At 71.4% G+C, this 8,032-nt stretch carries 8 protein-coding genes; 4 read left to right on the top strand and 4 right to left on the bottom strand.

Annotation, left to right across the window (positions count from 1 at the left end):
• The first annotated feature begins 121 nt into the window (after positions 1 to 121).
• Positions 122 to 823: a response regulator transcription factor gene (locus J0670_RS22945; RefSeq protein ID WP_207813531.1), complete on the top strand. Its 702-nt coding sequence runs from the start codon at positions 122 to 124 to the stop codon at positions 821 to 823.
• Positions 824 to 865: 42 nt separating this feature from the next.
• Here the strand turns inward: J0670_RS22945 and J0670_RS22940 are convergent, their stop codons facing one another.
• The 3 genes from J0670_RS22940 to J0670_RS22930 all read right to left on the bottom strand — a co-directional run bounded on the left by J0670_RS22940 (position 866) and on the right by J0670_RS22930 (position 4,228).
• The gene (locus tag J0670_RS22940) at positions 866 to 2,041 is read right to left on the bottom strand and encodes a serine hydrolase domain-containing protein (protein ID WP_374223147.1); all 1,176 of its coding nucleotides are present in this window, start codon (positions 2,039 to 2,041) and stop codon (positions 866 to 868) included.
• Positions 2,042 to 2,157: 116 nt separating this feature from the next.
• Positions 2,158 to 3,324, bottom strand: a complete 1,167-nt coding sequence (locus tag J0670_RS22935; RefSeq protein ID WP_374223146.1) for a serine hydrolase domain-containing protein — start codon at positions 3,322 to 3,324, stop codon at positions 2,158 to 2,160.
• Between the two features lie 676 nt (positions 3,325 to 4,000).
• Complete coding sequence (locus J0670_RS22930; protein ID WP_207813530.1) at positions 4,001 to 4,228, bottom strand: hypothetical protein; 228 nt, start codon at positions 4,226 to 4,228, stop codon at positions 4,001 to 4,003.
• 513 nt (positions 4,229 to 4,741) lie between these two features.
• On the opposite strand from J0670_RS22930, the gene J0670_RS22925 reads away from it, so the two are divergent.
• Together J0670_RS22925 and J0670_RS22920 are read left to right on the top strand one after the other, a co-directional pair.
• A complete protein-coding gene (locus J0670_RS22925; RefSeq protein ID WP_045694210.1) occupies positions 4,742 to 4,945 on the top strand; it encodes a cold-shock protein in 204 nt (67 codons plus the stop codon).
• 371 nt (positions 4,946 to 5,316) lie between these two features.
• Positions 5,317 to 6,810 (top strand): DEAD/DEAH box helicase, encoded by a 1,494-nt coding sequence (locus J0670_RS22920; protein WP_207813529.1) that lies wholly within the window; start codon positions 5,317 to 5,319, stop codon positions 6,808 to 6,810.
• A 166-nt stretch (positions 6,811 to 6,976) separates the two neighbouring features.
• Here J0670_RS22920 and J0670_RS40575 read toward each other — a convergent pair whose 3' ends face one another.
• On the bottom strand, positions 6,977 to 7,207 hold the full coding sequence (locus tag J0670_RS40575) for an Hsp20/alpha crystallin family protein (RefSeq protein WP_243437384.1): 231 nt from the start codon (positions 7,205 to 7,207) through the stop codon (positions 6,977 to 6,979).
• 182 nt (positions 7,208 to 7,389) lie between these two features.
• Here J0670_RS40575 and J0670_RS22910 point away from each other — a divergent pair.
• Positions 7,390 to 8,032: hypothetical protein (locus J0670_RS22910; protein ID WP_207813527.1), on the top strand; the 643-nt coding region annotated here is incomplete at its 3' end.

Raw genomic sequence — 8,032 nt, 5'->3', positions numbered from 1 at the left:
GCATGCGCGAACGCGTCGCGCTGCAGGGCGGCAGCATGGTGGCCGGCGGCGTCGACGGTGGTGGCTTCCGGGTGGTGGCCAGCCTGCCGGTGGCACCGGCCGACGGAGAGGAACGGCTCGGATGACGGGAACCCCGGAGCGGATCAGGGTGCTGATCGCGGACGACCAGCCGCTGGTGCGGCGGGGCCTGGCCCTGATCCTGGCACCGGACCCGGCGTTCGAGGTGGTGGCCGAGGCGGACGACGGGCAGCGAGCGGTCGACCTCGCGCACCGGCACCGGCCGCACGTCGTGGTGATGGACATCCGGATGCCGGTTCTCGACGGGGTCCAGGCGACCGAGCGGATCGCGCGGGAGCTGCCCGCATGCCGGGTCCTGGCGCTGAGCACCTTCGACATGGACGAGTACGTGGTGGCTGCCCTGCGCGCCGGCGCCTCCGGGTTCCTGCCCAAGGACGTCTCCCCGGAGGAGCTCTCGGCGGCCGTGCGCACCGTGCACACCGGGGAGGCGGTGGTGGCGCCGCGCCTGCTCACCCGGTTGATCTCCACTTACGTCACCACGCCCCGCCTGCCGCGGTCGCCATCGCCGGTGCCGGTGTCCGACCTGGGTGAACTGACGCCCCGTGAGATCGAGGTGTGGCACCTGCTGGCCACCGGCCTCGACAATGCCGAGATCGCGTCGGCGATGGGCATCAGCCTCTCCACGGTCAAGAACTACATCACCAGCATCTTCGCCAAGCTGAGTGTCCGCGACCGCGCCCAGGCGGTGATCGCGGCTTACGAGTCGGGCCTGGTGGAGGCCCGGCGCACGAACCCGGCGGGCTGAGGCGGGCCGGGGTGGGCGGAGTCGGGTCGAACCCGGTTCGGCTCAGCGGCAGAGGGCCGCGTCCAGGGCGTCCGCCATGTGCTGCGCGCCGGCCTCGTCCGGGATGGTGGTGACCGTGATGTTGGCGGCGCGGCCGTCGTCGGTGACACCGCCGCGGGAGCGGTAGCTCACGATGGTCCCGCCGTGGCCCCAGAGGAGGCCGCCGCAGGAGAGCGGCTTGCTCTGCAGGCCCAGCCCGTAGCGGACCCCGGGCCCCAGGGGCTCGGCGGGGACGGTGGCGCGCATCTGGGCGAGCTGTGCCGGGGGCAGGAGCCGGCCGCCGAGGAGTGCGGTGAAGAAGGTGTTGAGGTCGGTGTTGGTGGAGACGATCGCCCCGGCCGCCCAGGCCATGGAGGAGTCCATGTCGGTGTAGTCGACCAGGGGCGCGTCCAGCGCGCTGCGGTAGTAGCCCTGGGGGTGGGCCTCGTGGACGGTGGTGTCGCCGGGGGTGGGGAAGTAGGTGTGGCGCAGGCCGATGCGGTCGATGACGCGCTTGGTGATCTCCTCGCCGACGGGTCGTCCAGTGACCTTCTGGACGAGGAGCCCGGCGACCAGGTAGTTGGTGTTGTTGTACTCCCAGCTGGTTCCTGCGGGGAAGTGCGCCTTCTGGGCGAGGGCGCCGTCGAGCAGCTCGCGGGGCTCGAAGTAGCGGAACTGTATGGGGGTGAAGTCCGAGAGCGCGGGGGCGTTCATGTACTCGGGCAGGCCGCTGGTGTGCTGGAGGAGTTGCCGGACAGTGATGGCGCGCCCGTCGATGCCGTCGCCGCGCAGCAGGCCGGGGAGGTAGGTGTCGACGGGTGTGTCGAGGCCGACCTTTCCCTCGGCGACGAGCTGGAGGACGACGACGGCGGTGAAGGTCTTGGTGTTGCTGCCGGCGCGTATCTGCCCGTCCACGGGGACCTTGGCCCCGGTGGCGAGGTCGCCGACGCCGGCGGTGTAGTTGCGGGTGCGGCCGTCGCGGCCCTTGACGGAGGCCAGTGCGGCGGGCAGGCCGTTGTCCTTCACCAGCGCGTTCAGGCTCGACTGGACGCTGTCCGGCCTGCCGCCCGCGAACGCCGTGGTCGGTGCCAGTGCCGAGGCCGCTACGATGCCGGCGGCCACGGAGGCTACGGCCACCGCCAACCCGCGCCGGCCACGGCGGCGTCGGTGGGCCCGGTAGTGCTGTACGTGCTCGTTCACGGAGGAACTCCTCTGCTGGAGGGGGGGAATTGGTAGGGTGCGCGGGTTCTGCGCGCAGGTGCGCGCAGAACCCGCTGGTCGTACCGGTGCGGACGCTCAGGCCGGATCGGGGAGGGTCAGCGGCACAGGGCAGAGTCCACCGCGGCCGCCACGTGCTGCTCGACCGCGTCATTCGGGATCATGGTCACCGCGATGCTGGTGGCGCGGCCGTCGTCGGTGGCGCCCCCGGCGGTGTAGTAGCCCGGAATGGTCCCGCCGTGGCCCCAGTACAGGCCGCCGCACGACAGCGGCCGGCCCACCAGGCCCAGCCCGTAGCGGACGCCCGGAGCCACCTCGTCGGCGGGGACGGTGGTGCGCATCTGGGCGAGCTGGGCCGCCGGGAGGAGGCGACCGTCGAGCAGCGCTGTGTAGAAGCGGTTGATGTCGCTGTTGGTGGAGACGGCGGCGCCCGCCGCCCAGCCCCAGGACGGGTCCAGTTCGGTGTAGTCGCGGAGCGAGCCGTCGGCGTCCCGGTCGTAACCCTTGGGGTGGGCCTCGTGGATGCTCATGTCCCCCGGGGCGGGGAAGTAGGTGTGGCGCAGGCCGATGCGGTCGATGACGCGCTTGGTGATCTCCTCACCGAGCGGCCGCCCGGTGACCTTCTGGATGATCAGGCCCGCCATCAGGTAGTTGGTGTTGCTGTACTCCCAGCGCGTGCCCGGGGCGAAGTGAGCCTTCTGGGCGAGGGCCGCGTCGAGAAGTTCACGCGGTTCGTAGTACCGCGTCGGACTGGTGAGGATCGCGCCCTTGTTCACGTAGTCGGGCAGGCCGCTGGTGTGCTGGAGCAGCTGACGGACGGTGATGTTGCGCCCGTCGATACCGTCGCCGCGTAGCAGGCCGGGGAGGTAGGTGTCGACGGATGCGTCGAGGTCGATCTTTCCTTCGGCGACGAGCTGGAGGACGACGACGGCGGTGAAGGTCTTGGTGTTGCTGCCGATCCGTACCTGCCCGTCCGCAGGCACACCGGCCCCGGTGGCGAGGTCGCCGACGCCGGCGGTGTAGTTGCGGGTGCGGCCGTCGCGGCCCTTGACGGAGGCCAGTGCGGCGGGCAGACCGTCGTCCTTCACCAGCGCGTTCAGGCTCGACTGGACGCTGTCCGGCCTGCCGCCCGCGAACGCCGCGGTCGGTGCCAGCGCCGAGGCCGTCATGACCCCGGCGGCCACGGCGGTCACGACCGCCACCGCCCGGTGCCGGCCGCCCCGGCGGGAGAGCGGGAAGCGGCTTTGCGGTGCATGCTCGTACACGAAAGGACCCCTCCGATGAATGGCGCCGGTGATTCCCGGCCTGGATCAAGAGGACCATTCCGGGGCAGGGGAGTTCGTCCGCACCCAGGACGAAACCGCGCCCGGGAGTGGACTCCGGGAGTCACCTCCGGCCAGGACCGTACTCCTGGCCAACGGTGCCGATCGGCCCGCTGTGCGCCACCAACTTCGTTTCTTACCCGGCATATTGACTGGCCATCTGAAGCAACGGAGTGGTGCTCGGCATGTCAGCGGGGTCTGCCGGTGTCCGTTGTGGTGGTCGGCGTGCTCGTCGACGACGAGGCGCAGGTGGCGCTCTCCGGCGGTCAGGACGCGGTCGGTGGCCTTCGGCGCGGCGCTGTGGGGCGGCGCGGTTGACGCCGCCGACGTTCGTGGCGGAAGCGTTGTGTGGCTCGTCGGAGAAGACCTCGGTCGGAGTGGTCCGGCACGCGATGGTGCCGGCGTGTGCCTGGTTCGCTCAGCGGAGCAGGAGTTCTGCGGCCGGGGTGTGGTTTCCGGTAGCCGAGGCGCCGGCCATCGCCGAGGCGGCCGTCGTCGGGTCGGTGCCGGGTGGTACCACCAGCAGGCGAGGCAGCAGCGGGGCGTCGGGCACCGTCCACGGCCCGGAAGAGGAAGCGCTGGGGAGAGGAATTGGCATCATGCGAAGCCGCCCGTCCGGTCAGAGTTTGAACATCGCGGTGTACGGGTGGGTGATGCGCTCCTGCCGTGATCCGAAGTCGACGAGTACCGCGATGTCGTCGTCACCTTCGACGCCGATGACCCGACCGAGGCCGTACCTGTCATGGGTGACCCGGTCGCCGACGGCGAAGTGCTTGCGCGGTGCCTCCGCCCGGGGCTTGAAGGGGCTGGTGGACAGGGGGCGGCGACCTGCTGAGAATTTCGTCATTTCAGGCCAGTATGCGCCTGGAAGCGCGGGCGCGGGCCTTTTCGGCGCATACGAGTTCGAGTCGGGCCGGAATGCCGCGCCCGCCGTCCAGTGCTCGCCTTGAATGGCACGGTGGGCGGCGTGGTGCGCCGCCTCCGAGGTGCTGTCGCCGTGCGGGCATGCGTTCCACACCGCGGGAATCACTCTCTCCCGGGAGCAGCCGGCCCAGATCGGGTGCGGGCCGGCTGCTCAAGTGGCTTGCCTTCCAGGCGTGTTCACGGTCCTCCCGGCTCGGAACCGGCCGCCCTGGGGAAGGCTCCCGCAAAACCGGAGGTGAAAAATCCCTCCATGGCGGGCCGTGGCCTGCTACAGTCGAATTAGTTGCAGTAGTGGTTCCCATGAACTTTGTGTGCGCCTGCTGATGTGTTGCAGGCGCATTTTCTGTTCCCCGGCTCTTCCCCGGTGGGCGCTCCATGCGGTGACTCGAAGCCCGCGCTGTGCGTGCTTCGGACAGTCCCTTGAAGGAGATTTTTAATGGCTAATGGCACTGTGAAGTGGTTCAACTCGGAGAAGGGCTTCGGCTTCATCGAGCAGGAGGGTGGCGGCCCCGACGTCTTCGCCCACTACTCGAACATCAACGCCAACGGCTTCCGTGAGCTGCTTGAGGGCCAGAAGGTCGAGTTCGATGTCACGCAGGGCCAGAAGGGCCCGCAGGCCGAGAACATTCGCCCGCTGTAGTTCTTCTGCCACGGCACCCGCCTGGTAGCGAGGGGCCCGCACCGTGCACATGCCCGGTGCGGGCCCCTCTGGCATCGTGCCACGGCGCATCCCCCGGCCGTTCAGGCCCCTGGCTCCGCCACCGGCGGCCATCCCCGCGCGGGACTCATCGCGCGGCGTCCGGACCGCCGCCCCGCCGTGACAGCTCACGGTTCGAGGCTCTCCGCTCCCGCCTTGCGCGGTGAGCGCCGACCGTAGGCGACGTGCCGCACGGTTCCACCGTCCACGCTCCGCCCGTCACACTTCCGGCCCGTTCCCTTGCGGTCTCCGCCCGGCGTCCTGCGCCACGGAGGCCTTCCTCGTGACGTGCCGCCCCGAGGAAGGTTCTCCGCATGGCCCGCTCCAGTCGCCCCTCGTACCACGACACCGACGTCCGTTCCAGCGGCGGCCGGCCCGCCAACGGTCGGCGTCCCTCCGGCCGGAGCACCCCTCGGGGCCCCTCCACGAAGGGTGAGTTCGCGATGCCGGTGAGCACCACCCCGGCACTGCCGGCCGTCGAGTCCTTCGACGAGCTGGACATGCCGAAGGGGCTGCTGTCGGTGCTGGCCCACCAAGGTGTCACCGCGCCGTTCCCGATCCAGGCCGCGACGCTGCCGAACTCGCTGGCCGGCCGCGACGTCCTCGGACGGGGTCGGACCGGTTCCGGCAAGACCATCGCGTTCGGCCTCGCCGTGCTGGCCCGCACTGCCGGGCAGAGGGCCGAGCCGCGCTGCCCGCTGGCCGTGGTGCTGGTCCCCACCCGTGAGCTCGCACAGCAGGTCACCGAGGCCCTCGCTCCCTACGCCCGCGCCGTACGCCTGCGGATGGCGACCGTGGTGGGCGGGACGTCGATGAGCCGCCAGGCATGGATGCTCAACCGCGGGGCGGAGGTCGTGGTGGCCACCCCGGGCCGGCTCAAGGACCTGATCCAGCGCGGCGACTGCCGGCTGGACCGGGTCGGCGTCACGGTGCTCGACGAGGCCGACCAGATGACTGACATGGGCTTCCTGCCCCACGTCACCGAGCTCCTCGACCAGGTCGCCGAAGGCGGCCAGACCATGCTGTTCTCCGCCACCCTGGACCGCAACGTCGACCGTCTGGTGCGGCGCTTCCTCAAGGACCCGGTCACCCACTCGGTGGACCCGTCCGCGGGAGCGGTCAGCACCATGGAGCACCACGTGCTGCACGTGCAGAACTCCGACAAGAACGCCACGATCGCCCACATCGCGTCCCGCGACGGCAGGGTGATCATGTTCGTCGAGACCAAGCACGGTGCGGACCGCCTGGTCGAGGACCTGCTCGCGAACGGGGTGAAGGCGGCGGCCCTGCACGGCGACAAGTCCCAGCCCGAGCGCACCCGCGCCCTGGAGCAGTTCCGCACCGGCGAGGTGACCGCGTTGATCGCGACCAACGTCGCCGCCCGCGGCATCCACGTCGACGGGCTCGACCTCGTCGTCAACGTGGACCCGCCGGGCGACCACAAGGACTACCTGCACCGGGGCGGGCGTACGGCCCGGGCCGGGGAGTCCGGTAGCGTCGTCACCCTCGTCCTGCCCAGCCAGCGCCGCGCGACGGCCCGCATGATGACCAGCGCCGGCATCACCCCCGTCACCACCAGGGTCAGCTCCGGCGACGAGGACCTGGCCCGCATCACCGGCGCCCGCGTGCCCACCGGCATTCCCACCGTGGTCGCCAACCCCGTCGTCGAGCGGCCCCGCCGCGGCCCGTCCGCGAGCCGCGGCCGCCGCGGCCGCCCCGCCGGCGACACCCGGGCCGCCTCCGGCCGCGACGCTCACAGCTCCTCCGACCGCCGCCGTACGCCCAGGCGCGCCGCACCCGCCGCGTAGCACCGCCGGGCCCGCTCCCCGCCGAGGATCTCCTCCGCGTGCCCTCGCTTGAACAGCAGGAGCCAGTCGGCGCACTTCTCCCGTACGGAGCGCATGAGCCGCTCCGTACGGGTTGTGGTCGGGGCGCCGGTGCGGAGCCCCGGCGGCGGAGAGGCCCTTCGACTGCTCATTTCTGACGGGCAGTCAGTTCAACGTGATGCTGATGCCGAACAGTCGCGGCCCGTTCGGCCGGATCGCGGTGAAACTGGACCTCGGCGCCCGCGTCGCGCTCCGTGGGGCGGCGCTCAGCCTCGACGGTGAGCGTGTTCTTCTCGAGGTCCAGGTCGAGCGCGTCCGGGTTGATGCCGGGCAGGTCGAACTGGACGTAGAACGTGTCGCCGTCGCGCCAGGCGTCCATCGGAATCGGGGTCGGCCGCGGCCAGGACCCAGGGGGCGACTGGTGGGTCGCCGCAGTGCGCATGGACATCGTCGGACACCTCCGGTCCAAAGGTCTTGTTCGCACCGGTGCGGCGCGACACGAACCGCTGTAGTCTGTCATCCAGGCGATGACAAACACTCAGTCAGCGAAAGAGTGACGACATGGATGCGCAGGACACCGGCAAGGCCGGGGTGGGGCCGGCCTCGTTCCTGGCCGCCGCCGCCGCGCTGGGCATGATGGACGCCGCCGCCCGCACCGCCCGCCACGCACCCCCGGACGACGCGGGACAGAGCGACCCGGCCCAGGCCCTGTCCGCGCTCTTGATGCTGCGCCACCTTCGCGAGGAACTCACAGGCTGGGAGACCGGCCTGATCGAGACCGCCCGCGGCGCCGGCGCCACCTGGGCCGACCTCGCCGAACCGATGGGCGTCCAGAGCCGCCAGGCCGCCGAGCGCCGCTACCTGCGCATGCGCCCCGACGCCGACGCCGGCACCGAGTCAGGCAGCACCGGTGAGCAGCGGGTCCAGGCCGTACGCGACCAGCGCGCCGCCGACCGTGCGGTGACCACCTGGGCCCGCGACAACGCCGCGGAACTGCGCCGCCTCGCCGGACAGATCGGCGCCCTGGACGGCCTCACCGCCGCGGCGGCCCCCGCCATAGAACGCCTGCTGGACGCGCTCGGCAACAACGACCCCGCCCGCCTGCTCGCCCCGCTCGCCGAGACCCGGCCCTTCCTGGAGACGGGCCACCCGAAGATCGCCGACCGCCTCGATGAGCTCACCGCCCGAACCGACCGGCTGCGCG

This window comes from Streptomyces sp. FH025, from assembly GCF_017427025.1.
GTDB lineage: Bacteria > Actinomycetota > Actinomycetes > Streptomycetales > Streptomycetaceae > Kitasatospora.
This window is presented reverse-complemented; position numbering and strand designations above follow the sequence as displayed.

Excerpts from the sequence above, each read along its gene's own strand:
- J0670_RS22925 (WP_045694210.1), top strand. The coding sequence starts at position 4,742 with ATGGCTAATGGCACTGTGAAGTGGTTCAACTCGGAGAAGGGCTTCGGC.
- J0670_RS22920 (WP_207813529.1), top strand. The coding sequence starts at position 5,317 with ATGGCCCGCTCCAGTCGCCCCTCGTACCACGACACCGACGTCCGTTCC.
- J0670_RS40575 (WP_243437384.1), bottom strand. The coding sequence starts at position 7,207 with ATGGACGCCTGGCGCGACGGCGACACGTTCTACGTCCAGTTCGACCTG.
- J0670_RS22930 (WP_207813530.1), bottom strand. The coding sequence starts at position 4,228 with ATGACGAAATTCTCAGCAGGTCGCCGCCCCCTGTCCACCAGCCCCTTC.
- J0670_RS22945 (WP_207813531.1), top strand. The coding sequence starts at position 122 with ATGACGGGAACCCCGGAGCGGATCAGGGTGCTGATCGCGGACGACCAG.